The sequence below is a fragment of the Thermosynechococcus vestitus BP-1 genome, from assembly GCF_000011345.1.
Lineage (GTDB): Bacteria > Cyanobacteriota > Cyanobacteriia > Thermosynechococcales > Thermosynechococcaceae > Thermosynechococcus > Thermosynechococcus vestitus.
Genome location: NC_004113.1, coordinates 2,145,424 through 2,171,962 on the forward strand (window position 1 = coordinate 2,145,424; position 26,539 = coordinate 2,171,962).

Consider the following 26,539-nt stretch of genomic DNA (forward strand, 5'->3'; position numbering starts at 1 on the left):
AATTGTCCTATGTTTTACCGCTTAGCCGAACAACACCGCCAGTTTATTCGCGACTTGGTGCTGAACCTGCAAGCCCTGGCGATCGCCCTAGAAAATCGAGGCTACATGGCCTCCTGCTACACCTGTGGCAGTGAACTCAACAGTGCCTCCTTCATGGTCAGCTTGGCCGATAACCACCTGATTCGCTTCTTGGTCTCTGATTATGGAATTACTTGGACTGAAATGCGCGACGACCGCGAACTGATGAAACTAGAAGGGGCAGAGGCCATCAACCAACTGCAAGAACTGGCCAATCTCCTCAAGGAAGTCCGTGTCCCCACTGCGGTTTAACCCTGTGGGCCTACCCTGGCATCTTTGTCAGTGCTAGCTTAAAAGTAGCTGGATTTCCCTTCTACGTTTATCCTCACCCTCAATGACTGCAGTTTCCCTTAGTTGGCAACACCAGTACCTCAGTGTTAACCAAGTGCGCCTACACTACGTCACCCAAGGCAGTGGTGATCTGGTGATTTTGCTGCATGGCTTTCCGGAGTTTTGGTACTCTTGGCGATTTCAAATTCCCGTACTGGCTCGTCATTTCAAGGTCGTAGTGCCAGATCTGCGGGGCTACAATGACTCCGAGAAGCCTGCCCACGGCTATGATCTCGATACCCTCAGCCAAGATGTAACGGCGCTCATTCAAGAACTGGGCTATGAACGAGCACACCTTGTTGGCCATGATTGCGGTGGCCTGATAGCTTGGCATGTGGCGGCACGTTTTCCCCAGAGGGTGCAGCATTTAGCGGTCTTGAATCCGCCGCACCTCTACCCTGTGGGACTGGAACTCTGGCAGCAGTTGGAGCATTTTTGGCGCAATTGGCCGCTATTGGCCTGCCACATCCCCGGCCTGGCGGAATACTGGCTAGGGCACAATCTGCGGAGTTTTTTGCAGGATCTCTTTCAGCGCTACTCCATCCGCAAGGCGGCCTTTTCAGCAGAAACCGTGGAACTTTATCAAGCGGCTCTCGAAAAAGCGGGGGCGATCGCTGCCGTCCTCAAAAGTTATCGCCATCTTTTTTCACCCCAACAGTGGTGGCACCTACTGCAACAGCACACGGCAGCCATTACCACCCCCACCCTGATCCTTTGGGGCGCCGATGATCCCCTCGCCCAGCCCCGCCTTGCCAAGGGTATTGAAGCGTTGATCCATGCACCGTGGCGGCTGAAATACCTGCCTGAGTGTGGCCATTGGGCACAACAGGAAGTGCCGGGGCTCGTCAATCGCGAACTCCTTGCCTTTTTGCGGCCATAAAAATCCCCCCACCCCTTAGGCAGAGGGAAAGATATTTACTGAGCCCAATCAACTCCCTTAGGCAAGCCACTCCAGTACCGCTTCTTCCTTGGTATTGGTGCGGCGTTCGGGGGTTTCGCGCGTGAACTTCATGTGAATGGCGCGGTTTTGTTCCCCATCTGCCGCCACTGCCAAGATCGGGAAGTCGATAAGGCCATCTTGGAAAGACATTTGGAAGCGGAACGTGCCATCGGGATTGAGTTTGATGGGGCGCCCACCAATGGTGACGGTGGCATCTGGCTCCGTAGCCCCATAGACAATGAGTTCAGCATCCGCCACCAACCAGAATTTGCGCGGACGAATGGGAGCCGCCGAAGCTGAGAAGCCAACCCCCGACATCGTCAGACCCGAAACCGTCGGCACCGCCCATAGCCCAACCCCAGAGGGGAAGACATAGGAACTGATGGCCATTGCTGGCAACTGGGAGATGGAGCCGGGGACTTGGTGCATGGAACCAAAGAGGGAACCTGCCACCCGCTGTGCTTCTGCCCCTTCGGCCATGGCAAAGATGCCTTCATAGATGGGATTGGGTTCGGCAGTGCCTGCCAGGGGTGCCCCCAGATCAAAGAGGGTTTTGCCCCGCAGATCCATATCCCAATCCACGGTGATGAATTGATCCCAAACCCAATCTGAGGGGTAGGCGGGGGGAATATGAATGGGAGCAGAACGAGCTAGAACTAACCAGCGGCCATCGGCACAGCGATAACCAATTTCCACGACATAGTCGCGATCGCTCACGGGGATGGGCAGATACCACTCCCGCGCCAACTCGTCGCAGGGGTATTCCTGAACACTGTGGGGAATTTGGCTATCGAGGTTGATATTCGTGGCATCGTACAGGCGTAGAGCCAGTTGCTGCCCCCCTTGCCGCCGCAATTCTTCGCGGTGCTCGTTCGGTACATCCCAATAGGCGTAGGCCCACTGGGGATCACGGGGCATTAGGACAATGCGGCTTTCACCATAGCCACCCGGCAAATCCCCAAGGCCCTCATCTACGGAGGCCAAGAGAATATCCTCTTGGGCGGGACCGAGGTCAAACTTGGCTGCTTCCACTTTTTCTTGCGACTCCAGACTAGGGGGGACAGGTTGGATAGAAAGGGTGGTGGTGGATCCGTTGGCCTGCGCCTGCTTTTCACGGATGGCAGCGAGGAGCTGATCTTTGCGCATACGGCTATAGCGGGGCACTTGCAGTTCACTGGCAACACGCCGCAACTGCCGCAATGTCATTTCTTCTAAAGGGGGGCGATCTTTTGGCATGGGTGCCTCCTTCCTAGGTTGATAGACGGAGCTATCTTTTGCCCTTGATCTTTGGCAAAAAAGTTGTGGGGCGTCAAGGGAATCGCAGAATACCCCTAGGGATTTATACGCAGTTTATCCCTTTGGCGGGATCAAATGTTAGAGTTTCATAACAATTCCACCGCATGGGGATCAAGGGAGGAGCTAGCATTCCCTCCCTAGGCGGCATTCTCTAGGGGGCAAGGGAGTATAGTTAAAGATGTATGCCTGCAATCTCCCTAGGAGTTGCATCACCTAACCAAGGTTATTCCACGTGCTATGACGATCGCCCCGAGCCGCTCCCTCGCTGACCTTTGCCGAGCTGATTTTCCGATTTTGGCGCGACAGGTACACGATCGCCCCTTGATTTACTTTGACAATGCGGCCACCTCCCAGAAACCCTTGGCAGTTCTCAATACCCTTGAGGACTACTATCGGCGCTACAACGCTAATGTCCATCGCGGAGTACACACCCTCAGTGCTGAGGCCACGACTGCCTACGAAGGGGCACGGGAAAAGGTAGCGCGTTTTATCAATGCTGCCCATGCCGAGGAAATTATCTATACTCGCAATGCCAGTGAGGCGATTAACCTCGTGGCCTACAGTTGGGGCATGAATACGCTGCGGGACGGAGATGAAATAATCCTGACGGTGATGGAGCACCACAGTAATTTGATTCCGTGGCAGTTTGTTGCCCAGAAAACCGGTGCTCGCCTCAAGTTTGTCGAACTGACGCCAGAGCAAACCTTTGACCTCAACCACTACGAAAGCCTTTTGAGCGATCGCACGCGGTTAGTGGCTGTGGCCCATGTGTCCAACACGCTGGGGTGCCTCAACCCGATTCCCGAGATTGTCCGTCTTGCCCATGCCAAGGGGGCGCGGGTATTGGTGGATGCCTGCCAAAGTGTGCCTCACCTCCCCATTGATGTACAGCAGTTGGGTTGCGATTGGCTGGTGGCTTCGGGCCATAAAATGTGTGCTCCCACGGGCATCGGCTTCCTCTGGGGACGGGCGGAACTCCTGCGGCAAATGTCCCCCTTCTTGGGCGGTGGTGAAATGATTGCCGATGTCTTTCTTGACCATGCCACCTACGCTGATATTCCCCATAAGTTTGAAGCTGGAACACCGGCGATTGCAGAGGCGATCGCCCTTGGGGCCGCGGTAGATTACCTGAGTCAGTGGGGGATGGAACACATCCATGCCTACGAGCAGGAACTCACGGCCTACCTCTTTAAACGCCTCCAGGAGCTTCCCGCTGTCACGGTCTATGGCCCTAAATCAGGCGATCGCGCTGCCTTGGCCAGCTTTACCGTTGGTGAGGTGCACCCCCACGATCTCTCGACCATCCTAGATCAGTCGGGAATTGCGATTCGAGCAGGACACCACTGCACCCAGCCTTTGCACCGCTATTTAGGGGTTCAATCCACGGCACGGGCCAGCCTTTACTTCTACAACACCCGCGCTGAAATTGATCAGTTTATTGCTGCCCTGGGGGAAGCGATTGCCTTCTTTAGCGATGTCTTTACCTAGAGCTGGAGGCTCAGCAGTTCACTGGCGTGGGCCTGAAAACCGGCGCTGGTGAGGGCATGGCGGGCGCGATCGGCATCCTCAACGCGAAACTGTGGCCCTAGACGTACGTACTGGGCATGGTAGCCATCGGTTACTTTGACCACCACCGGCACCTTGGGCATTTCTCCCGCCTGTTGCTTGAGCACTTCCGAAAGGCGACTTTGGGCCTGGATATCCCCCGCCTGCTCTACGGGCAGATCCACAAGCACCAGTTTCACCTCCTCAAGGGGTTCGGCATCTTCAATCAGCAGTTGGGGGCGATCGTCGCGCATCTCTAGGGTGCCCCACAGCAGTAGGCGGTGATCAAGCTGCAATTGCCCATGAATTCGCTCGTAGGCCTTGGGAAAAACCACCGCTTCCGCCTGACCTGTGAGGTCTTCCAACTGGACAATGGCCATTCGCTCGCCGCGCTTGGTGGTAATGGACTTGAGTCCCGTCAGCAGGGCAATCACACTCACCACCCCTTGACCCGTGTGCTGTTCAAGATTGGCCAAGCTAATGGGGGCAATCATGGCTGCTGGCCGGTGAATGTCCTTGAGGGGATGGTTCGATACATAAAATCCCAGCAGGTCTTTTTCTTGGCGGAGCTTTTCGGTATCGGGTAAATCATCAACTGGGGGTGCACTGGGGGCTGGGTCATAGCTGCCCTTGGATTCATTGCTGGAGTCCCCGGCCAGCATATCAAAGAGATTCACTTGCCCCACCGCCCGATCTTTGGCGCGCGCCAGGGCCCACTCCAGCACGAGGGGGAGATCCTGCATCAGTTGGTTGCGGTTGCGCTGCGGATGGAGACTATCCATGGCGCCACAGGCAATCAGGGATTCAAGGGCACGACGGTTGAGAATGCGGCTATCGCCCCCTGCACGGGGAACCCGTTCGCAAAAATCCGCCAAACTTTGAAAGGCACCCCCTTCTGCCCGTGCCTGCAAAATGGCCTCAATCACCCCCTGCCCAACATTGCGCACTGCGGACAAGCCAAAAAGAATTTTGTTGCCCACTGGGGTAAAGTCAATATCTGAGCGATTCACATCGGGGGGCAATACCTCAATCCCCATGCTCAAGCAGGTGGCAATATAGCGCTGTACCTTGTCTTGGTCGCCACTATTGGCCGTGAGTAAGGCTGCCATATACTCGACGGGAAAGTTGGCCTTGAGAAATGCCGTTTGGTAGGTAACGTAGCCGTAGGCCGTGGAGTGGGACTTGTTGAAACAATTGGCAGCGATCGCCCCATTGGCCAGAACAAAATTGTGATCCGCCGCTAAACCAATGTCATAAACCGCCTGCCAACCCATCAACCGCCGGCCAACAATCTTCACGCTTCACCTTTGAAATGCTGCGCTCTCTATTCTAATCGTCGCACTGTGTCGCGGTCTGGAATTCGCAGATCCCGCAGGGGCATTGCTCTTAAACACTGGTAATGGGCAGTGAACCAGTCGGGGGTTTGCACACCAATACTGGCTAGGGCGGCCACGGTGGGAAAAGGCCACAGCCGATCAAAGACGACTTCCCCTGACCAGCCAAATTGCAAAAAATAGCAGCCCACGGGTGCCTGCAAGTGGTCTAGGAGTCGTCGCCCGAGGCCATAGAGGGTTTGGCGCTGGCGATCGCTCGCATGGATGGGTAACTGCCATGTCCCTTCAATGCAGCCAATAATTTCGCCAAAGAGCGTCCCCTTTGCCGTTTGGGCCAGTGGCAACTGGTAGAGCCCCCCGCTGCCGGTGCCTATTCCCCACTGGGAAACCAAGGCACTCAAAGCTTGACACTGCTGCCAAAGGTGGGAGGATGCCCAATGGGTAAGGCTATAGTCCAGTACCGCTGCTTCAGGAGCGATCGCGATCGGGGCATCGAGGGGACAAACCACAATCTCGGCACTGCTGTGACATTGTTGCAGCACGGGTACCACTTTTTTGACTACTTGATCCGCAGACAGTTCGGCCTCCCTTGGCTGTGCCGCACACCAGATCCGTATTTTCAATCCTCCAATCCTCCTGCTGTCAGGTCAGCTCACCAGCGCTCCATGAGCATCGCCTGCGGTGCTAAGAAAATCACATCCGCCAAAGTTTCATTGTAGGTGTGGGCGCTCAGTTGCGGTCCTCTGCCCTTTGCAGTGCTAAGGGGCCTGCCGCTGGGGTGAGTAGGCAGTTCCTGCAAAGCTGCCCGTGCTCGCTCATCCTTCCCTAAACCAATCTACTCAATTCTGGCTGCATCACTGCTGATCAAAAGTTGGCGGACACTTCTGACCAATCCACGCCATCTGCTGCCTCGATCAAGTTAGACATCATCTAGGTGCTGCCGCAACTCACCTAAAAGCCCCACGGTCAGCCGAGCCGAATAGATAGACCTTAACGGGAAACGCTGCTAAACGTCTTCTAGGATGTTTTTGAGTTCCCGCGGATGTCACCTTTGATTCCTGCTCACCTCGGTATCTAAGTATTAAAGCTGGGAATCAGGCCAATCCGCGCAGGTTGTAATGAGGCTAAGCCCTGCTGCTGTTGCTGGCGGACTTGGGCAGCCAAGAGGGTTTGCAGATTGCGCAATTCGGCACGCAGTTGACTGTTTTCTTTTTCCAGGCTTTCAATCTTCAGTTTCACTTGACTGAGTCGCTCGCTAAATTTTTGCCGATAGACTTCGGGCATTTCTTGGATGACGCGCTCTAGCATCTCATTGCGATCGCTCAATGCCATCACTTGCGCCTTCAGGTTGTTCATTTCCGCCTCGCGGTTTTGTGCCTGCTGTTGATAGGCAAGAATCTGCTCTTGATAGGCTGCGATTTGCGCCTCCACCTGTTGCACCTGTGCCTGCAACAACCTCAGGGCTTCGGCATTGGCGGCTTCGGCTTTGCGGGCTTGGTAAAAGCGCGCAAATAACTCAGGATGCTGCACCATGAGTTGATAGAGTTCCTCTGAGAGTTGTTGTACGAGTTGATCCCGTACCAGCAGTTCATCGGCTAAGTTGAGGGGAGTATCATTCACGGCGGCGGCTCTCCAAGGGACTGTGCTGTGGCAAATTTTACGCTGCTTCTGATCCGCTCATGCAAGATTTGGAATTTTCCACTTACCATCAACCGGTGCTAGCACCTGCGGTGCTTGAGGCACTCCAGCCCAAGGCCGGAGGGCTATACTTGGATGCAACGGTAGGGGGTGGTGGCCACACGGCGCTGCTCCTACGGCGTGAACCCACTTGTCGGGTACTGGCGATCGATCAAGACCCGATGGCTTTGGCAGCGGCTCAGGAGTTCCTTGCCCCTTTTGGCGATCGCGTCCAGTTTTGGCATGGCAACTTTGCGGATCTGCCGGTGGCTGAGCCGATGTTTGATGGCATTCTCGCCGATTTAGGTGTGAGTTCTGCCCAGTTGGATCGCCCAGAGCGAGGGTTTAGTTTTCGCTTTGATGCACCCCTCGATATGCGCATGAATCCCGCTAACCCTTTGACAGCGGCAACGGTCATCAATCACTACAGCGAGCAAGAACTGGCGGATATTTTCTATGAATATGGGGAAGAACGCTTTGCCCGCCGCATTGCCCGCCAAATTGTGGCCCGTCGCCCCCTCAACCGCACCCAAGAACTGGCGCAGTTGGTTGCCCATTGCCTCAAGGCGTCCCCCCGACAACGGATTCATCCAGCCACACGGGTTTTTCAGGCCCTGCGTATCTATGTCAACCAAGAGCTAGCAGTGCTTGACCAATTTTTGGCGCGATCGCCCCACTGGTTAAAGCCCACAGGGCGCATTGCCGTCATTAGTTTCCATAGCTTGGAAGATCGCCGGGTAAAGCAGGCGTGGCGTGCCAATCCCCTCTTGGAAGTTGTGACTCGTAAACCCATTGTGGCGGATGCAGTGGAAGTGAGCCTGAACCCGCGATCGCGATCGGCGAAGCTACGAATTGCGGTGCGTACTTCTGCATGAATGGCCGAAATAATAGTTTATTCATGGGTATCTTTACAGTGCCTCATAATCCTTTAGGGTAATCAATTGCCGAGGAGTGCTGGAGTTTATGGTTGCTGCCCCTAAATTCAAATCCCGATTTATTTCCCAATCCTCGCCAAGGCTGACGGAAATTCGGCCACTGCCCAAGCCGCAAGTACCCCTTTGGCAAAAAACTTTGCTCGGGATGCAATGGGTTTCTGGGGTAGCGGCCGCCGCTGCCCTCGTAGCGGTGTTGCCTCTCTACGGTTGGTCAGCCCTCTCTCAGCAGCAGTGGAGTCGAGCATACGACCGCTTGGAAACCCTAAAACGCCAGGAGCGGGAGCTACTGGTGAGCAATGAAACCCTCCGTTATCGGGTGACACAGCAAGTGCAACGGGCGCCCCAAGGCCTCGTGCCCCAAACGCCACAGAACGTTCTTTTTGTGCCCAATGAAGGCAAGATTGCTACCAAAACTCATTTTGAAGGGCTCCCCGTGACGCCACCGCCTCAGCGCACTGTCAATTACTGACCGGTACCATGACAACTGCCCGCTTCCCAAATCAATCCCTACCTCCCCTGCGCATCGGTCTGATCTTTGGCTTTTTACTCATGGTGATGGGGGGGGTGGTTGCCCGTCTCATTTATTTGCAAGTGGTTCAGGGGGAAACCCTAGCGGCACGGGCACAGCAACAACAACGGCGCTATACCCCGCCAGCCTTGGCACGCTACCCAATTACCGATCGCCGAGAGACGGTTGTCGCCCTAGATCGACCGGTGTTTACCCTCTTTGCCCATCCGATTCAGTTCAAAGTGGCGCGGCCAGCGATCGCCCGCGATCTAGCGCCTTTACTCCGGCAATCCCCAGAGCAACTGGTGGCCAAATTTAGCACCTATCCCACAGGCGTCCCCCTTGCCTACGACATTGATGAAGACACCGCCGCCAAAATTCGCGCCCTCAACTACGATGGCCTAGAACTCAACCAAGCCTGGCAGCGCATTTATCCGCAGCAGGAACTCATGGCGGGCATTGTTGGCTATGTGGATCGCGACCACCAGGGTCAGGCAGGGATTGAGTTTAGCCAGAATCAATTTTTACAGGTTCCCCATAGCCGCCAACTCCTCTCGATAAATGCCCTAGGGGAGTGGCTGCCAGCCCTTGCCCCTGCGGATCCGCGGGCCTTGAGTCACGGCTACCATGTGCGCCTCACGATTGATAGTCGTCTGCAACAAACGGCACGCCAAGCCCTGCAACGGCAGTTACGCAAATTCAATGCTAAACGGGGCACGGTCATTGTCCTAGACGTGAAAACCGGGGCGCTGCGAGCCCTGGTCTCAGAACCCTCCTACGATCCCAATCATTACTACCGCGCTGATCCAGCCCTTTTTCGCAACTGGGCGGTGTCGGACCTCTATGAACCAGGATCAACCTTTAAGCCAATCAATACGGCCATTGCCCTCGAACTCAATGCCATTACTCCTGATACGGTGCTGCCCGATGAGGGGCGGATTTTTGTGGGCGGTTGGCCCATTCAAAATAGTGACTATAGTCAACGCGGCGGCCGCGGTGCCCTTCGAATTGCCGAAGTTCTCGCCTACTCTAGCAATGTGGCCATGGTGCACATGATGAGCCGCATTCCAGCCCGCCACTACTATCGCTATCTCCATCGCTTGGGACTCACAGAGACAGTGGGCAGTGATCTCCCCTTTGAAACCGCCGCCCAGTTAAAACCCCCGGAGCAATTTATTAACTATCCGATTGAACCGGCAACGGCGGCCTTTGGCCAAGGCTTTTCCCTGACGCCGCTCCATTTGGCTCAACTATTGGCGGCGATCGCTAACGGTGGGAAGATGGTCACTCCCCATGTCATTGACGGCCTCTACGATGAAAATGGCCAACTGCAAAAACGCCTTGAGCACCCCCCCCCTCGACGGGTCTTTTCCCAGCGCACCAGTCAAGCGGTGATCAAAATGCTAGGAGAAGTTGTGCGCTTTGGCACAGGGAAACCCGCCCATATTCCCGGCTATCGTTTGGGGGGCAAAACCGGCACGGCGCAAAAGGCGATTGGCGGTACCTATAGCAATCTGCGTATTACCAGCTTTTTTGCTGTCTTTCCCCTAGAACAGCCCCAATATGTGATTTTGGCGGTGGTGGATGAACCCAAGGGAGATGATGCCTATGGCTCAACGGTGGCCATTCCAATTGTGCGAGCGGTTACGGAGTCCCTGATTACGATTGAGGGCATTCCTCCCTCCCATCCACAGGAATTGCGGCGCCCCGCTGCACCAGCTTCAGTGTCACAATAGGGAAGAACAGCGCAAAGGGACGGTATGCTTCAACGGTTTTTTGCCACAGCGTTGGCTATTTTCGTGGTGTTGCTGGGAGGCTGTTCGGCCACCAGTGGGTTACAGGCCTATGTCGATAGCTATGATGGCTATGAATTTCTCTACCCGCGTGGCTGGGTGCAGGTACAAGTTGAAGACCCAGTGGATGTGGTCTTTCACGATATTATTGAGACGACAGAAAATGTCAGTGTGGTGGTGAATACAGTTGCCAGCACCAAGTCTCTTGAGGAATTGGGGTCGCCCGAGGAGGTGGGCGATCGCCTGCTGCGTAATATCATTGCTCCCAGTGAAAGTGGCCGCAGTTCTGCCTTAATTGCCGCCACCTCCCAAAAGGCTGATGATAAGACCTACTACATTCTGGAGTATGCGGTCACTCTACCGGGGGATGGCAACACTGCGCAGCAGCGGCACAATTTGTCGAGTATTGCCGTGAGTCGCGGTAAGGTCTATACGCTCAGTGTGTCAGCGCCTGAAGAGCGCTGGCCAAAAGTGGAAGACCAATTTAAGACCATTGTGTCCTCGTTTACTGTATATTAAAGAAAGAATTGGGGAGTTAGCTCAGTTGGTAGAGCGTCGCGATCGCACCGCGAAGGTCAGGGATTCGAGTTCCCTACTCTCCATGGTACTGCCCTATCCTTGATCAACCTGCTGCCGTAGTCTGCTAAAGACGGGGGGCGATCGCCCCCCAATTTCCTAGATACGCTTTGCTTCAATCCTCAATCGCCCTTCACTGCGACTGCCACTGAGCCGCTGAAGGTACTGCCGAATTGCCTCTAGGAGCCATTTACCCGGTGTCAGTGATAACCCTGGGCAACACCGTGCACACCATCACACCGTGCACAACGGTCCGGGGTGAGGACAAGATATCTGCGCTTTGATCTTAACGAAGTCCTTGAGCTGGGAACATAACGGGAATATTGGGATTGACCCATACTTGACAATTGAGTTCGCTACTGGGTGGGAAAAAAGGAATCGGGTTGCCTGCGGCATCGGTGACTTCCGGCAGGTATTCAACGGTTAGGGCATCGAATTGACAGGTGTAGGCACCATAAAGGACTCGTCGGCGATCCCGTAGGAGCAACTGATAGCCGAAGCTCCGACTGGCATTTCCCAGTTGATAGATCAGTGCAAAACGCCGTAGATAGGACAACCGTCCCCAAGCGGAGGGGGAGACAAAGGCTTCAACTCTGCCCCCTGGTGCTCCGATGGCTGGAAAGGCTTGCCAGCGTTGAATGACCTCGTCACCAAACTGCTGCACGGCCCACCATAGGCTGGGTACCGTTAAGCCCACTGCTGAGGGCTGCTCGCTAACCACAACTTGCTGTTGATTGACCGGCAGCGCGATCGCCGCCGCCACCGCCGGTGGTAAGTCTTCTGTCAAGGTATTAGCCGCTGTTCTGAGGGGATGTAATCCCAATAGAGCGATCGCTGCCACGGCACTCAACCATCGGCCCCGGGCCTTAGGAGGGGATAGGGTTCTCATTTGCCTTGAGCTAAGAAGGAACTTACCCCTATGTTACGAATGCAGCCATGCCTTCAAGAGATCGAGGAGGCTATTGCCGCCCCAAGCAAGGGCAATCAAAATTGATGTCGTGACTGCTAGGCCAATCAAGGAGATAACCACCCCTGCCAGACTAATCAAACCATCGTCATCCAAAAGACCAAAGCCGATCGTAAAAATGCCCATCGCTGGAATGGTGTTGGTGCCGGGAATGGGCAAAATCATCGAGATCGCCATCAGTGATACAGCCACTCCCAAGCCCAAACGTCCGCTTCGGGTAGTGCAAATGGAGCGCAGGCGCGGACGGGAGATCAATTCAATCCGTCGCAGCCAAGGTAAAGCTGTGCGCACAATCTTCTGAATCTGGGATCGCGGCATCGTGCGCTTGAGCAGTTGCGGCGGCAACCAAGGGGTTGAGGCACCCACAAGCAATTGCCAGCCCAACAGTAACAGCACAATGCCAAAGGGAGTGGCGTAACCAGGGGCTGGAATGGGCAGCGCCGATGGCAATGAAAGAACAGCCAGCAAAAAGCCAAAGGTTCGCTCTCCCGCCAACTGAAGAATATCCGCCAAGGACACCAGTTGCTGCGTTAGGACCTCTTCATCGCTGGGACTGGGCACAGGACTCAAAAAGGTACGTTCGAGGTCAGTGGACAGTTTTGCCATAAAATTGCCATAAAAAATGACGGGAGGTGGAAATGTTGGCACTACTAGGATAGGATAAGTTGATCATTAGTTGATGCCCAACACAGTTGACGGCGATTCCAAAGCCGCGATCAACCGGAATCCATGGCAACCCCATCTGACTTACCGACAGAGTTGCACCTGATTCATCCCCGGCGATCGCTGGGGCATGTCTATCTCGACTGGACACCCCAACCCGGTTGCCATGTGGATCACGAAGGGGAAACCTATACAGTGTTAGAACGCCGCCATCGCTACCGGTTTCGTGGTGGACGCTATCAACTGGAAAAAATTGCCCTCTATGTGCAGCCCAGTGACACCCCTAGCGATCGCCATCTCGTTAATGGACAGTGGGTGATTGGCGATCCCTCCTGCCGCTGGAATGCCCTTTCACCCCTGTTGCGCTGTGCTGTGAACCCTCAAGGCTCCTGCCAAGTGTGTCGAGATTACCAGCCTCGAGAACCTTAGCATTTTCTTTCTCAGCTCAAAAATTCCCGCCAGGGCGAGGGAGGGTCTGGGTTGTGTGAATTGAACTTCCCGACTGTCCAGCTACTGCCCTGGGGAGGTCATGTAGGCGGTTGCCGGTAGGACAATTTTCACCGGTTGAACGTGCCAGATGTCTTGGCAGTACTCGCGAATGGCGCGATCGCTAGAAAATTTGCCCATCCGTGCCACATTGAGAATCGACATTTTTGCCCATTGGGCTTGATCTTGATAGACCTGAAGCACCCGTTGGTAACAATCTACATAGCTTTGGTAGTCTGCCAAGAGGCAATAGCGATCGTCTTGCCAGAGGTGCTCAACCAGGGGTCGAAAGAGTTCCGTATCCCCATGGGAAAAGTAACCAGAGCTGATGAGGTCAAGGACCCGCTTTAGCATTGGATGACCATTGGCAAACTCCCACGGACGGTAGCCGTTGCACCGTAATTCCTGCAACTGCTCTACTGTATGGCCAAAGAGGAAGAAGTTTTCCGCCCCCACCGCTTCGCGAATCTCCACGTTGGCACCATCGAGGGTGCCAATCGTTAGCGCCCCATTGAGGGCAAATTTCATATTCCCTGTGCCTGAGGCTTCGTAGCCGGCTGTTGAAATTTGCTGGGAAAGATCCGCTGCTGGATAGACCCGCTGCCCCAGCGTTACGTTGTAGTTGGGCAAAAAGACGACCCTCAGGCGATCGCGCACCACTGGATCACGATTGATCACATCCGCCACTGAGTTAATAAACTTGATGATCAACTTGGCCATATAGTAGCCCGGGGCTGCCTTACCACCAAAAATAAATGTTTGCGGCACCATCTCCAGGTGCGGCTGATCCCTCAACATCTGATAAAGCGTGATGACCTTGAGAACACACAGGTGCTGCCGTTTGTATTCGTGGATGCGCTTCACCAAGATGGAGAAAAGGGAATGGGGATCCACCGTTACCCCGATGCGATCGCGAATGTATTGCGCAAGGCGTTCCTTGTTCCCATGCTTGACCGATCGCCACTGGGCTGCAAACTCGGCATCCGCTGCCAAGGGTTCCAATTGCCGCAGTTGATCTAAGTGCTTCACCCAATCTTCGCCAATGCGTTCAGTGATCAGGCGGGTCAATCCTGGATTGCTGAGCACCATCCACCGCCGAGGGGTGACGCCATTGGTTTTATTGGAGAATTTCTCTGGTGTCAGTTCGTAGAAATCCCTGAGTACTGTTTGTTTCAAGAGTTCTGAGTGCAGCACCGCCACCCCGTTGATGGCATGACTGCCCACCGCTGCCAAGTGGGCCATGCGGACATAGCGACAGCCACTTTCATCAATAATCGACAGCCGCCGCAGGCGATCGTTGTCCCCCGGGTATTGCAGGCGCACCTCATCTAGGAAACGGCGGTTGATTTCATAGATAATTTGCAAGTGGCGGGGCAAGAGTGAGCCAAAGAGATCTAGGGGCCATTTTTCGAGCGCCTCGGGCAGGAGGGTGTGATTGGTGTAGGCAAAGGTTTGGCGGGTAATGTCCCATGCCTGCTCCCAAGGCATGAGATGCTCATCGACCAACAGGCGCATGAGTTCTGCGACCGAGATTGCAGGGTGAGTATCGTTCAACTGCACAGTGAACTTTTCATGGAAGCGACTCAGATCCTGTTTGCCCGATTGCTTGTAGAGGCGGATCATATCCTGAAGGGCACAGGAACAAAAGAAATATTCCTGCATCAGCCGCAGTTCTTTGCCCTGCAATTGCTCGTCATTGGGATAGAGGACCTTAGTGATGTTTTCTGAAGCAATTTTTTGGTTAACAGCACCGTAGTAATCGCCCGTGTTAAAGGCTTGAAAGTCAAAGGACTCCACCGCCTCTGCCCGCCATAGACGCAGAAGATTGGCTGTATTCACCTTGTAGCCCAAGATGGGGGTGTCATAAGCAACCCCCTGAACCACTTGATGGGGTTCCCAAATGACCCGGTAGCGGCCCTGATCATCGGTGTAGCTATAGGTATGGCCGCCAAACTTCACTGGCAAAATTAACTCTGGTCGCGGAATTTCCCAAGGGTTGCCATAGCGTAACCACTTATCCGTAATCTCGACTTGCCAACCATCGCGAATCTCCTGGTCAAAGATACCGTACTCATAGCGAATGCCATAGCCAATGGCGGGAATTTCCAGTGTGGCGAGAGAATCCATGTAGCAGGCTGCCAAGCGACCCAAGCCGCCATTACCCAAGCCCGGCTCTTCCTCCTGATCGAGGAGTTCTTTGAGGTTTAAACCCGTTTGCCGCATGGCTTCTTCAACGGCCTCATAGAGTCCGAGGTTAATCAGGTTATTGCCAAGGTGTGGCCCTAGCAAAAATTCGGCGGAGAGATAGCAAACGGTGCGGCTTTCTTGATCTCGATAGGTTTTTGCCGAATTGAGCCAGCGCAACAGCAGGCGATCGCGCACGGTGTAGGCCAAGGCCAAGTAGTAATCATTTTTCGTCGCCACTTCGGGGAATCGCCCTTGGATAAAGAAAAGATTATCCATAAAGGCGCGGCGCAGGGTTTCAATACTGGTGCCGGTGCGATCGTCTTCCGTGAGGACTGTAGGACAACCGGGCGGAATCAGACTGGTCATTGTGGGAATCCTCGCAAAATGAACGCGATTAGTAGTCAGCCCTTCCCTTTTGTTCTATCGCGATCGCCCAGGATTCCCCCCTAAGTACAGAATCTCTTTAGTTGCAAGGGGGCAAGTCCTGCCCTAGGGTTCATTGCCTGGGGGAAACACTTGGCAGGTCAGTTCTCCATCGGAGGGGTCAGGGGGGGGACTGCCGACGGTAGCCTCTGGGGGTTGGGTGTGTTGATAGCGTTGATAGAGCGTACGCAGAAGTTTGATCAAGCGATCGCCCCCACTGGCATAGAGAGGATCCTGGGGCAAACGCGCCAAAGCAGCAGCCATCTGCGTTTGCAAAATCTCTAAATCACCATAGCGGCGGGTCAGCCGTTGCAGCAAATCAATGAGGGTAAACCGCTCCAGGCCTTGGGCATGCACCGGTTTAGTGGTCAACAGAGCGGCCACAAGCAGCTTCATATGCAGGGGGCTACAGTAGCGGGTGACTTCCAATCGCAAATCGTAGAGATCTGCAGTGCTGAGGGTTGGCGCTTCGAGGGTCGGTGTAGCCGTTGCAGCTTGGCTGTAAAGGGGCAGCAAAATTTCCAAGAGTACCGCTGAAAGGGCCTGATAAGCCTGGGCTTTGTTGAGACTATTGACAATGGCAGTGAGGCACTGTCCCAAGAGGGTGGGGGTTTTCAGCCGTTCAAGGATTTCGATGATGACCTGTTGCACGTCGCTCACCGTCCAGGGCGGTGCTTGGCTTGACCACTGATTTTGCTGCAGGGCATACAGTAGCTTAAAAAGGCGGCCGTGCTGCGGGTGCTGGGCGATTTCTTGGGCAGCGGTGGCAATTCTAGCAGTCGTTGGGGTCACAGGTTTGCCAAAAGTCTCTCAGTACCGCATTGTAGCGAATTTTCCTAGACAGTCATTGAATCCTGCTCCTGGTCAAGGGAGGGTGAGTGCTTCTGCTAGGATTGGGAGAGTTGAGGGGTGACCGAACAACGGTGAGAGCGCTTTTCCATCGTTTGCAGCAGCGTCTCAATGAGATTGTGGTTGGTCAAGGGGCGATCGCCCAAGGATTAATTGTCGCGCTCCTCGCCGAAGGCCATGTCATCCTTGAGGGGGTGCCAGGAACTGCCAAAACCCTGCTGGTCAAGCTCCTCGCTCGCCTGATTGCAGCGGAATTTCGCCGTATCCAACTCACCCCCGATGTTCTCCCCGCTGATATTCTCGGTACGAGCCTTTTTGACTTCAACAGTCGCACCTTTCGCCTGCGCAAGGGGCCAATTTTTACCCAAGTCCTGCTGGCGGATGAAATTAACCGCACACCACCGAAAACCCAAGCGGCTCTTCTAGAAGCCATGGAAGAACGGCAGGTGACCCTCGACGGCACTACCCTCCCCCTCCCGGGTTTATTTTGGACAGTGGCCACCCAAAACCCCTTGGAATTTGAGGGAACCTATCCCTTGCCCGAAGCCCAACTGGATCGCTTCCTTTTGAAGCTGGTGGTGTCCTACCCAGAGCCAAGCGCTGAACGGCAAATGCTGGAAAATGCCCTTGCAGGCTTTGAAGCCCGGGATCTCGATCAGCTCAACTTGGAGCCCTTGATTACGGTTGAGCAAGTTTTGGCAGCACGGCAGCAGGTGCGGCAAGTCCATGTGGAGCCTGTGGTGCTAGATTATCTTTTGGCTTTGGTGCAGGCCAGCCGTCAACATCCCGAACTCCTGTTAGGGGCTTCCCCACGGGCCGCAGTGGGCTGGTTACGTGCTACCCAAGCCCAGGCCTGGCTAGCGGATCGCGCCTACGTCACGCCTGAGGATGTGAAGGCGATCGCCCTCCCGCTGCTGCAACACCGTTTGGTCCTCAAGCCCGAAGCCCAGTTAGATGGCACCACGCTGCCCCAAGTGATCCAAGGTATTCTCGCTAAAGTTGCTGTTCCCCGATGAAGGCACCTGCCAGTTACCAGTTTGGTCGCCATCGCCCCCGCTGGGTGCCCACGGTCCGCTTCTATGGCCTCTTGCTCCTGGGGGGCATCTTGCCCGTGCTGACGAACTTCCTACCGTCGGAGCTATGGCCGATCGCCGATGGGGTTCCCCAAGGAAAGCTGCAGGAAGCCTTGCGCGACTGGCCTCTGGGGCTGGGGCTAGTCTTGATGGGGCTGTACGATCTGGTGATTTTCGGCCTGTCCCTGTGGGACTACATCCGCATCGGTCGCTGGCAACTGACCCTGGATCGCGTCTGTGAGTCACGGTTATCCATTGGTCGGCAAAACCCGATTCGCCTCAAGGTACACCTCCGTGGTGAGGTCCCCCTGAGTGAGCAGATCTGGGTTGAACTCTACGACTATGTGCCTGCTGAGTTTGGGGGGGAAACCCCCTCTTTTGCCATTACAGCGCCAGTCCAGAGCAGCGTGGAATTGCTGTACCATGTGTTTCCACCGCGACGGGGTGCCTTTCAATGGCCCGGCTGTGATGTGCGTTTGCGCAGTTCTTGGGGCTTGGCGTGGCGACGCTGGTTTGCACCGCTTGTCACGGAGGTTGAGGTCTATCCTGATTTGATGGCCTTGCGATCGCTCTCAATTCGCCTCAGTTTAGAGTCCAGTGGTAGCCTGCGGCGGCGACGCTACGCCCTGGGAGGCACCGAGTTTGCGGAATTGCGGGAATACCATCTGGGGGATGATCTGCGCCTCATGGATTGGAAAGCGAGTGCTCGCCGGGGACGGCCCCTTGTGCGAGCCATGGAGCCAGAACGGGATCAACCCCTGATCATTCTGCTGGATCGGGGACGCTTGATGACCGCTACTGTGGCGGGTTTGCAACGCTTTGACTGGGGCTTAAACGCGGCATTGGCCTTGGCTCTGACGGGGTTGCGGCGGGGTGACAAGGTGGGCTTAGGCATTTTTGATCGGCAATTGCACACCTGGATTGCGCCCCAAGGGGGGGATTCCCATCTCGGGCGGATGCTCACTCAGGTGTATCGCTGTGAACCGGTTTTTGAAGAATCGGATTATGTCGGCACAGTGAGCGCCATTTTGGGACACTATACCCGTCGTGCCCTTGTGGTGGTTCTCACAGAAGTGATTGATGAGGTGGCTTCCCAAGAACTCCTCGCGGCTATGGCGCGCCTGACGCCCCGTTTTCTACCCTTCTGTGTTGCTTTGCGCGATCGCCACATTGAAACCCTTGCCCACCGCCCTTTAATGCCACAGCCCTTGGCTCCCGTGGATCAGGTTGCCACCCTCTATGAACAGGCGGTTGCTCTGGAGCTGCTGCAGCAGCGACAGCGTGCCTTTGCCCATTTGGAGCAAAAAGGGGTTCTCGTGCTTGACGCCCCTGCGGATCAAGTGAGTGAGCAACTGGTGGATCGCTATCTGCTGCTGAAAGCCCGTGGCCGACTCTAGGGTTGTTGGCTAGCCTCGATCACAGGGGTATTCCCTGGCTCCTGCAATGGCCATCGGGGTGGGCGATCGCCCGTTGGTGTCACTTGGGGAAGGGGTGTCGAGGTCTGTGTCAGCCCACAAGTTGCCCGCAAACGCGCTTGCAGGAGTTGACTCACTACCTGACGTCGAATAAATTCTTGCCCAATTGCTGGTGCGACTGAAGGTTGCAGTTCCATAGGTTGCCTCGAATTCACCGTTGCTCAGGGCGACACCGGCTTCCGTGCGCTTCCTACACCCACAGATCATAGGCCTCAATTTGATCTTAGCGACCATCGTCCGCGATGGTAAAAACAACAACCAAAATGTAGGGGGCTTGGGGAGATTTGCTGACCCTATTGCGAAGAGGATACATTCCCAGACCGGAGCGACTGGCCTTGGTGTTTGCAGAACTCGTAGATCACCTTACTGCCGTGAATAACACCATAGAGCGTCACGCCACTGAGGACAAAAGGCATGAGCTGCTCCAGCCAAGGAAGGTGGCAACCGAGGCGCGTGAGAACAACGGCAAGGGCATCATCCAAGAGGCTCATCAGCAAAGGTAGCAACTGCCGCAGCAGAACAAGAATCTCTGATAAATAGCCATCACTATCCATAAATATCTTCTCAGATAATTTGATGCAGAGAATAATTTTAAGCACAGCTTAAATACAGTTTGTTTTGCAGGCATAGAACACGCCTCAATGAGTCATTATTTACAAGCTTGTGCAAAAGGTTGAAGCCCGAATCAATACTGTATAAATCAATTATTATTCTCCGATGAAGCCTATATCCTAATGTTTAGCAATTTTCAAAAATAAGCTGTAGCCTGGGATGGCTGATAGTGGGGCACCATCAAGCTGAGGGATTTTTGGAAACTTTTAACAACCGTAACACTTCTATTATAAACAACTGCCATGCGCTAGGGAGGATAGCCTTTCTCTAAAGTCGAGAGTACATCAATAGGCTGTCATCCTCTCATAAAGCGGTTTTGACTTTTCCAAGCAGGATACATCCTCGTGAACAGAGCTGTAACTGTAATTAATTGTTACATCAGCATCATTTCAAGGGTCACTATCTAGGATGGAAGGAGCAACAGCGGCAGGTGCCCTATGAAACAGTTGTTGAGCCATCGGTGCTGTTTTGCGATTCTGTTGGCGATCGCTACGGCCACAGGGGTTGATTTCCCGGGATTTGCGCAAAATGAAGCCCAACAGTTGCGCGATATTATGCAGCGGTTGGATGCCCTCCAACAGCGCTATAGTGCCGCTGTCAGTGAACTAGAGGCGATTCGTAAAACCTCCTTTGGCGGCGATACTCATAATGTCATTGCCCTTACAAATCAAATTGAGCAGTTCCAAAAACAGGGGAATTATGGCGCAGCGGTAACACCCTCGCGGGACTTGGTGGCGATCGCCGAGCGGGTTTTAGGGCCTCATCACCCCACTCTTGCCGCAGCCTTGAACAACCTTGCCGTTACCTACAAGGAACTCGGCAACTTTAGTGAGGCCATTCCCCTTTACCAGCGCAGCTTGGCCATCCGTGAAAAAGCCCTTGGCGCAAATCATCCCGATGTTGCCACCAGCCTCAATAACCTCGCCAATCTCTACACCGATCAAGGTAACTACGGCGAGGCATTGCCCCTCTACCAGCGCGCTCTTAGGATCCGGGAACAAGCCCTTGGCAAGAACCATCCCGATGTGGGCTTGAGTGTCCACAACTTGGCAGTGATGTACCATTTGCAGGGCAGCTTAACCACCGCCTTGCCCCTGTACCAGGGCAGTCTCGGCCTCCTTGAACCCGCCTTAGGGGCAGAACATCCCCTGGTGGCAACCGTGTTGAATAACCTTGCCGAACTCTATCGTGCTCAGGGCAATTATGGCGCAGCGCTTCCCCTCTACCAACGCAGTTTGACGAACCGTGAAAAGGTGCTGGGGACAGATCACCCCGATGTTGCTACGAGTCTTAACAACTTGGCTGAACTCTATCGGGTACAGGGGAATTACGGGGCAGCCCTTCCCCTCTATGAGCGCAGTATTGCTCTGCGGCAGCGGACCCTCGGTGGCGACCATCCCTACTTGGCTCTGAGCCTTGCCAGCCTAGCAAAAGCCTACTGGGCCCAGGGGAAGATTAGTGAAGCCTTAACGGCTCTCAACCGGGCCCTTGAGATTGAAGAGGTCAACCTCAGCCGTAACCTAGTGGTTGGTTCCGAGGAATATAAACGCAACTATCTGGCCACATTTCAAGACTCCACCAATACCGCCATTTCCTTCCATTTGCAGGGGAATCCCCAGAATCCAGCGGTGGCCAACCTCGCACTGACAACCATTTTGCGCCGTAAAGGTCGACTGTTGGATGTTTTAGCGGCAACGATAAGCCGCCTGCGCAATCAACTGGATGCGTCGGCCCAGCAGCAACTGGATGAATTAATTCGTGTGCGAACACAGATTGCCAGCCTCACGTTTGTGCGCGATCGCCCACCCCCAGCCAGCCAAATGAGCCAACTGCAACAGCGTGCTAACCAACTGGAAGCGCAACTGGTGAGCCAAAATGCCAACTTCCGTTTAGAACTCACCCCCGTCACCCTCGGTGTTGTGCAGCAAGCCATTCCCGCCAATGCCGTGCTGCTGGAGTTTATTGAATATGTGCCCTACAACCCCAAAACCAACCGTTGGGAAGCTCCCCGCTACGCCGTCTATGCGCTGAAGAATAGCGGTGCCCCCCAATGGCGAGACTTGGGTACGGTGGCTGAGCTGAATACGATCATTCAGGCGGCGCGACAGCGGATGGCGGATCCAAGATTGCCAGCTACGGTAACGAAGCCCTCTTTGAAGGCGGCCTATGGGCGCCTCTTGGCTCCTCTGGAACCCTTCCTAGAGGGCAGTACCCATCTGCTAGTGGCTCCCGATGGTCAGTTGAACACCCTGTCCTTTGAGGCCTTGGTGGATCGGCAGGATCGCTACCTGGTGCAGTCCTACACGATCACACTGCTCACCTCAGGCCGCGACTTGCTGCGGCTGCAACAGCGAGGGAAACCCGCAAATCCCCCCTTGGTGGTGGGTAATCCCACCTTTAGTCAAGGGAGTGGTCGTGCCCTGGCAGGGAGTCAGCGGGGGGTCAACCCGCGATCGCTCGATTTGCGCAGCCTGACATTTACAGAATTGCCGGGGACAGCCACCGAGGTAAAAACCCTGAGCACCCTCTTGCCCCAAGCTCAAGTGCTCACGGGCAGGGATGCCACCGAAACGGCGATCAAACAAACCCACCGCCCCCGTGTGCTTCACTTGGCCACCCATGGATTTTTCTTGGAAAGGCCCTCTGTGTCTCCCCAAGTCCTGCAAAATACCCGTGGTCTGAATGCCTATGCCCCCTTTGGCGGTGAAAATCCCCTCTTGCGCTCTGGCCTGGCGCTGGCGGGCTTCAATCAACGGCAGAGTGGGGTGGATGATGGGGTGTTAACGGCTTTTGAAGTCAGCGGTCTCAACCTCGATGGCACCGAGTTAGTGGTGATGTCCGCCTGTGATACGGGACGCGGCGATATTCTCAATGGCGATGGTGTCTATGGATTGCGGCGGGCCTTTACCTTGGCGGGAGCCCGCACCCAAGTGGGTTCCCTCTGGAAGGTGGATGACACCACGACCCAACGACTGATGGTTGCCTTTTATCAAAATCTCGCCGCAGGTAAGGGACGTAGCGAAGCCCTACGGCAAGCGCAGTTGCAGTTCATGAATGACCCCAGTAAGCAAATTCCCTATTTTTGGGCTGCCTTTGTCAGCAGTGGTGACTGGCGCCCGCTTCCCTAGGGCAGGGGGGAGCTGATAGGGGTTTGTAATTGGATGCCCAGGGGGCGATCGCGATCAATCCAAAGAACTAACCCTTGCCGCCGCGAGGGGGGCTCTCCCCAGAGCACGGTGACACTGCCGGGGGGCAACGGTTCAGGGCTAGGCCATTGACTGGTGAGCCAGATAAGGGAATCAAGGGGATACTCAGCATCAGTGTCGCAGGGGGCGATCGCCGCCAGTGCCCGCAGGACCCTTGGTTGACCGTGGAGCATCCCCGTAGCAGGACTCCAAAACTGGACGGGAATTTGCTGTTGCAAACTGTAAAGGTAGAGACTGGCCGCCGCAATAACTGCCTGCTCAAAGTCTTCTTCGCTCCAGCGGGAACGGGTATCAAGGGCAATAGTTACGGCATTGCCACCGCTAAAGGTATCAAACTCGCGTACCCGCAGTTCTCCATAACGGGCACTGGTGCGCCAGTGCACTAGCCGCAAAGGGTCTCCCCAGCGGTAGGGACGTAAGGCACGGGTGATGCCCTCTTGGGCAACGTGAAGATGATGCTGGCGATCGCGCCACTCTTGGGAAATCTCTTGCCCCAATTGATCCAGTAAAGGACACTGTTGCAGTTGCAGAACCTGCGGATAAACCACCACCTGTTGCGGTACAGGAAATGAGCGCTGACACCAAAAGAGGCCGAGGGGGGCGGCAGTGCGCAGTCGAAGCTGTTGCCACTCATAAATGCCCCGCCGCGGTGGAATAAGCCCATACTGCCAAGGAACAGTTTGCTGCGGGGGCAGTTGCTCGATCGCCTGTTGGGGAAATTCCCGCTGGGTGGCTGACCAGAGGCCACGGGGAACCGGGTCAATCACCTGCAGATTGTGGCGAGGCGTTTGGGTGGCATTGGTGAGCAAGGCCGTGAGCCGTAGGCGATCGCCCGCATGAACTGGATCCACCTTTACTCGCTCTAGGACCAGTCCCCGCAAATAGCGCGGCGGTAAAATCGCTGCCACCAGCAGGAGACCAAAAATGATCCCCGTAATGACGTAGAGCCAACCGGCCATCGAATTAATGGCTGCCGCAAAAAGAAACAGATTCATTCCCAACAGCAGCAGTCCCCCATAGGCGGGGGTTACCCAGCGTTCCTCTAAAAACTGACTGAACCGATGCAGCTTGATCATCTTTACCTCCGAGAGATCCCCTCCTTTAGGGAGGGGAGGGATAGGAGCGATAGTCTGTGACTGCCAAGTATAGTTGTGCTACTCACAGAATAATCGCTATAAGGTGAGGCGTGGAGTGCCACACGAAGCCGCTTAAGCTGACTGTCCCACTAGCCCAACAAGCTAGAATGGGACCGGTTGTTCCCCCAGCTGTAGCCTAGGGAGGGATGCGTGACTGGCAACGGTCAGGTATGAAGCCCTCCCGACAACGTAGCCCGAACCGTAAGGTTGGAGCTGAATCCGTGAGGAGGAAGCAACTTCACCAGCGTCAGGTGGTAGGGAGCTAGGCTTAAGGGTATGGTGAACGCAAGTGAAGTGACGTTAGAAGACCCGTTATCACATACAGGCCAAAGACGCTGACAGGCCTGAGCCAAAACGGCAAGCGGACAAGATACAACGCTTCCACGTCGGTGTACGGGGATGTTGATCCGTCGGGGCATAGTCACCACCTAACCCCTCGTGTCAACTAAGCGGAACGTGGTAAGCCCGTATCTTCGCCTTGAACATTCAAGGCAGGCAAACCGCAAGGAAAGCTGATGAGGGTGCGGGTAGAGGAGGCGGGAAAAAGCGAATGCTAGCCTGTAATGGGCTAGATAGGGATTGAGAATGTTGGCAGGACATTCAACATCATCCGACTCGAAAGAGGGCAGACTTCCCGCTGGTCCCCGATTACGGGAAAACCTACAGAACCTCCCTAATGGTGACAAAGCAAATGGCGGTGACCTTGAGTCACTGGTGCGGTCACCAACCTTCCACCAAACCTTCCACCAAAGGTAGAGAGGCTGTAGATGAGTATCGTAAAGGTTGTACATACAACCGGTTCCTCCTAAAAGAGGAGTCTTGGGGGGCTCGAGCCGGATGCAGGGAAACTTGCACGTCCGGTTCCTAGGGGGCTAGGGGGCAGCGATGCCCCCCTGCTACCCGACTAAATGCTGCTCGGAATATTTTGGCCGTGGGACACACGGTTACAGTCTGTGGAGCGGGTGTAAGACCTGATAGACATACGTCTAGAGGGCAACTGCGAAGAAGCAGAAAGTCCCAAAAGTGATTTTGGGAATCTCCCTGCTTTAGCGGGGGGAGGATGTCAACCTAAAATTCTGGTCTTACGACCGGTGGGACTCAGCGGGCAATAGGCTAGGAAACGAGTGGGCCAGCAGTTGCTGCAAGGCTTGACGAAAGTCCCCCTGAACAAGGGCAGGATCAAACCGCTGCACCAATTCCCCGCGATCGAAAAAAAGAACGGTTGGCAAGCTCCTCAATTGAAAGTGCCGACTGAGGGCAAAGTTTTCATCGGCATTGATCCTCAGAACTTGCAACTGTTGGGGCAGCGACTGCTCCAGTTGATCCAGCAGGGGATCAATGAGGCGGCACAGGCCACACCAAGGGGCCCAAAAATGAACAATGACAGGCACGGGGGCACTGCGAATTTGCCGCTGGAATCCTTCTATATTCGATTGCTGAATGCCCTTCACGTTGTTATCTCGTTTTGTCTTGGGATCATCCTAGCAGTCAGCGGTGGGTTTGCAGCAGCCCTGGGGGGCGATCGCATGCCGTAGGATCAAAAATAGTGCATAGGATTGCGATTAACCTTTCCAATGACCCCCACTCCTTCCCCCAAGTCTACCCTTTGGCAAAACCTTTTCCTCCTGCTGTTACGGGAGGCGATCGCCACGCTTCAGGGGATCATTCACCTCCTCAGCAAGGCCATGGAGCAACTTCAGGGGATGGCCACACAACAGGGGATCACCCCAGAACAGCTCAATCCCGAACGTTCATGGGTCAATCGAGGGGCAGCCCTATGGTGGCAGGGAATGGGCTGGGTACAGCAACGGCTGCCGGCTCATCTACAGCAGCGTTATAACCGTACGACATTAACGGGGATCGCGATCGCTCTCCTTTTCATTGTGCTTTGGTTGCATCCCCTCAGTTGGTTTCAAGCTCCCGCTCCGCCAGCGGCGAAAGCAACCCAGCATCCCCAAGCCAGTGTGCTGGTGCCACCTCGCCCCGCACCCACGCCAACGGCGGCAACACCACCCCCCCTGCCCCCCCCGATGCCAAAGCCAACACCGATACCCACGCCGTCAGCAGTGGCGATCGCGCCTGCCTCCGCTGTCAGTGACAGCCTCACCGTCCGCCAGCAATTGCTGGCCATTTGCGATCGCTACAGCAACGCCCTTGATCCCACCCTAACCCTCACCCCCAGCGAGCAGCGCTTGGAACTGATGCTGGCCAACGGTTGGTATGATCTCAGTCCTGCAAAGCAAGATCAACTGGCGCAAAGCCTTTGGCAAACCGCCCATGACTTGGGGTATCAGACCGTAATGATCATGGATACCGAAGGTCACCTGCTTGTGCGTGATCCTGTGGTGGGTGACAATGCTATTGTTGTCCGTCGCAAGCTGATCTAACCCGCCCCCTTGGCGATCCGTTTCACCAATCCGCTAACTTAGAAAGGTGCCAACTTCTGCAAC

General features: G+C 55.1%; 24 protein-coding genes, 1 tRNA gene and 1 pseudogene. 14 read left to right on the forward strand and 12 right to left on the reverse strand.

The window, feature by feature from the left end; translation table 11 throughout:
- Positions 1-9: 9 nt before the first annotated feature.
- Together TLL_RS10460 and TLL_RS10465 are read left to right on the forward strand one after the other, a co-directional pair.
- A complete protein-coding gene (locus tag TLL_RS10460; protein WP_126987665.1) occupies positions 10-330 on the forward strand; it encodes a DUF1815 family protein in 321 nt (106 codons plus the stop codon).
- 82 nt (positions 331-412) lie between these two features.
- Complete coding sequence (locus TLL_RS10465) at positions 413-1,288, forward strand: alpha/beta fold hydrolase (protein WP_011057901.1); 876 nt, start codon at positions 413-415, stop codon at positions 1,286-1,288.
- Positions 1,289-1,345: 57 nt separating this feature from the next.
- Here the strand turns inward: TLL_RS10465 and TLL_RS10470 are convergent, their stop codons facing one another.
- Entirely contained in the window at positions 1,346-2,584 is a 1,239-nt protein-coding gene (locus TLL_RS10470) for a DUF4912 domain-containing protein (RefSeq protein WP_011057902.1), read from the reverse strand.
- A gap of 297 nt (positions 2,585-2,881) precedes the next feature.
- On the opposite strand from TLL_RS10470, the gene TLL_RS10475 reads away from it, so the two are divergent.
- Positions 2,882-4,132 (forward strand): SufS family cysteine desulfurase, encoded by a 1,251-nt coding sequence (locus TLL_RS10475; protein WP_011057903.1) that lies wholly within the window; start codon positions 2,882-2,884, stop codon positions 4,130-4,132.
- Here the strand turns inward: TLL_RS10475 and TLL_RS10480 are convergent.
- The 3 genes from TLL_RS10480 to TLL_RS10490 form a co-directional block, all read right to left on the reverse strand.
- Complete coding sequence (locus TLL_RS10480) at positions 4,129-5,487, reverse strand: trans-splicing intein-formed DNA polymerase III subunit alpha C-terminal partner DnaE-C (protein ID WP_011057904.1); 1,359 nt, start codon at positions 5,485-5,487, stop codon at positions 4,129-4,131. The genes TLL_RS10475 and TLL_RS10480 overlap by 4 nt on opposite strands.
- Before the next feature lie 26 nt (positions 5,488-5,513).
- The gene (locus TLL_RS10485) at positions 5,514-6,146 is read right to left on the reverse strand and encodes a hypothetical protein (RefSeq protein ID WP_164920977.1); all 633 of its coding nucleotides are present in this window, start codon (positions 6,144-6,146) and stop codon (positions 5,514-5,516) included.
- Between the two features lie 451 nt (positions 6,147-6,597).
- Positions 6,598-7,143 (reverse strand): Npun_F5560 family protein, encoded by a 546-nt coding sequence (locus TLL_RS10490; RefSeq protein ID WP_011057906.1) that lies wholly within the window; start codon positions 7,141-7,143, stop codon positions 6,598-6,600.
- A 59-nt stretch (positions 7,144-7,202) separates the two neighbouring features.
- Here TLL_RS10490 and rsmH point away from each other — a divergent pair, with 59 nt between their 5' ends.
- The 5 genes from rsmH to TLL_RS10515 all read left to right on the forward strand — a co-directional run bounded on the left by rsmH (position 7,203) and on the right by TLL_RS10515 (position 11,038).
- On the forward strand, positions 7,203-8,075 hold the full coding sequence (gene rsmH / locus TLL_RS10495) for a 16S rRNA (cytosine(1402)-N(4))-methyltransferase RsmH (RefSeq protein WP_011057907.1): 873 nt from the start codon (positions 7,203-7,205) through the stop codon (positions 8,073-8,075).
- Between the two features lie 88 nt (positions 8,076-8,163).
- Positions 8,164-8,604 carry a hypothetical protein gene (locus TLL_RS10500; protein WP_164920978.1) on the forward strand — a complete coding sequence of 147 codons (441 nt, stop codon included), beginning with the start codon at positions 8,164-8,166 and terminating at the stop codon, positions 8,602-8,604.
- 8 nt (positions 8,605-8,612) lie between these two features.
- Positions 8,613-10,379 carry a peptidoglycan D,D-transpeptidase FtsI family protein gene (locus TLL_RS10505; RefSeq protein ID WP_011057909.1) on the forward strand — a complete coding sequence of 589 codons (1,767 nt, stop codon included), beginning with the start codon at positions 8,613-8,615 and terminating at the stop codon, positions 10,377-10,379.
- A gap of 24 nt (positions 10,380-10,403) precedes the next feature.
- Entirely contained in the window at positions 10,404-10,955 is a 552-nt protein-coding gene (psbP, locus tag TLL_RS10510; RefSeq protein ID WP_011057910.1) for a photosystem II reaction center PsbP, read from the forward strand.
- A 10-nt stretch (positions 10,956-10,965) separates the two neighbouring features.
- Positions 10,966-11,038: transfer RNA gene (locus TLL_RS10515), tRNA-Ala, on the forward strand.
- A 260-nt stretch (positions 11,039-11,298) separates the two neighbouring features.
- On the opposite strand, the gene TLL_RS10520 is transcribed toward TLL_RS10515, so the two are convergent.
- Positions 11,299-11,901 carry a hypothetical protein gene (locus tag TLL_RS10520; protein WP_011057911.1) on the reverse strand — a complete coding sequence of 201 codons (603 nt, stop codon included), beginning with the start codon at positions 11,899-11,901 and terminating at the stop codon, positions 11,299-11,301.
- A 33-nt stretch (positions 11,902-11,934) separates the two neighbouring features.
- Positions 11,935-12,585: an exopolysaccharide biosynthesis protein gene (locus TLL_RS10525; protein ID WP_164920979.1), complete on the reverse strand. Its 651-nt coding sequence runs from the start codon at positions 12,583-12,585 to the stop codon at positions 11,935-11,937.
- A 123-nt stretch (positions 12,586-12,708) separates the two neighbouring features.
- Between TLL_RS10525 and TLL_RS10530 the strand changes: the two genes are divergently transcribed.
- The gene (locus tag TLL_RS10530; protein ID WP_011057913.1) at positions 12,709-13,071 is read left to right on the forward strand and encodes a DUF6464 family protein; all 363 of its coding nucleotides are present in this window, start codon (positions 12,709-12,711) and stop codon (positions 13,069-13,071) included.
- A gap of 81 nt (positions 13,072-13,152) precedes the next feature.
- On the opposite strand, the gene TLL_RS10535 is transcribed toward TLL_RS10530, so the two are convergent.
- On the reverse strand, positions 13,153-15,681 hold the full coding sequence (locus TLL_RS10535; protein WP_011057914.1) for a glycogen/starch/alpha-glucan phosphorylase: 2,529 nt from the start codon (positions 15,679-15,681) through the stop codon (positions 13,153-13,155).
- A 123-nt stretch (positions 15,682-15,804) separates the two neighbouring features.
- Entirely contained in the window at positions 15,805-16,530 is a 726-nt protein-coding gene (locus tag TLL_RS10540; protein WP_011057915.1) for a hypothetical protein, read from the reverse strand.
- Positions 16,531-16,661: 131 nt separating this feature from the next.
- On the opposite strand from TLL_RS10540, the gene TLL_RS10545 reads away from it, so the two are divergent.
- Both TLL_RS10545 and TLL_RS10550 read left to right on the forward strand, forming a co-directional pair.
- The gene (locus tag TLL_RS10545; protein WP_164920980.1) at positions 16,662-17,603 is read left to right on the forward strand and encodes an AAA family ATPase; all 942 of its coding nucleotides are present in this window, start codon (positions 16,662-16,664) and stop codon (positions 17,601-17,603) included.
- A complete protein-coding gene (locus tag TLL_RS10550; RefSeq protein WP_011057917.1) occupies positions 17,600-19,057 on the forward strand; it encodes a DUF58 domain-containing protein in 1,458 nt (485 codons plus the stop codon). The genes TLL_RS10545 and TLL_RS10550 overlap by 4 nt, the downstream gene beginning before the upstream one ends.
- Here TLL_RS10550 and TLL_RS10555 read toward each other — a convergent pair.
- Positions 19,054-19,272, reverse strand: coding sequence for a hypothetical protein (locus TLL_RS10555; RefSeq protein ID WP_164920981.1), 219 nt, complete (start codon positions 19,270-19,272; stop codon positions 19,054-19,056). The genes TLL_RS10550 and TLL_RS10555 overlap by 4 nt on opposite strands.
- 156 nt (positions 19,273-19,428) lie before the next feature.
- Positions 19,429-19,689 (reverse strand): hypothetical protein, encoded by a 261-nt coding sequence (locus tag TLL_RS10560; protein WP_126987707.1) that lies wholly within the window; start codon positions 19,687-19,689, stop codon positions 19,429-19,431.
- A 495-nt stretch (positions 19,690-20,184) separates the two neighbouring features.
- On the opposite strand from TLL_RS10560, the gene TLL_RS10565 reads away from it, so the two are divergent.
- Positions 20,185-22,875: a CHAT domain-containing tetratricopeptide repeat protein gene (locus TLL_RS10565; protein WP_011057920.1), complete on the forward strand. Its 2,691-nt coding sequence runs from the start codon at positions 20,185-20,187 to the stop codon at positions 22,873-22,875.
- On the opposite strand, the gene TLL_RS10570 is transcribed toward TLL_RS10565, so the two are convergent.
- Positions 22,872-24,029 carry a DUF58 domain-containing protein gene (locus tag TLL_RS10570; RefSeq protein WP_011057921.1) on the reverse strand — a complete coding sequence of 386 codons (1,158 nt, stop codon included), beginning with the start codon at positions 24,027-24,029 and terminating at the stop codon, positions 22,872-22,874. The two genes, TLL_RS10565 and TLL_RS10570, sit on opposite strands and share 4 nt — an antisense overlap.
- A gap of 964 nt (positions 24,030-24,993) precedes the next feature.
- Here TLL_RS10570 and TLL_RS13180 point away from each other — a divergent pair.
- Positions 24,994-25,116, forward strand: a pseudogene (locus tag TLL_RS13180) (RNA-guided endonuclease TnpB family protein); the annotation flags it as partial.
- Positions 25,117-25,171: 55 nt separating this feature from the next.
- Here the strand turns inward: TLL_RS13180 and TLL_RS10575 are convergent.
- Positions 25,172-25,540 (reverse strand): thioredoxin family protein, encoded by a 369-nt coding sequence (locus TLL_RS10575; protein WP_011057922.1) that lies wholly within the window; start codon positions 25,538-25,540, stop codon positions 25,172-25,174.
- Between the two features lie 123 nt (positions 25,541-25,663).
- Here TLL_RS10575 and TLL_RS10580 point away from each other — a divergent pair, with 123 nt between their 5' ends.
- Positions 25,664-26,476: a hypothetical protein gene (locus TLL_RS10580; protein ID WP_011057923.1), complete on the forward strand. Its 813-nt coding sequence runs from the start codon at positions 25,664-25,666 to the stop codon at positions 26,474-26,476.
- Positions 26,477-26,539: the final 63 nt, after the last annotated feature.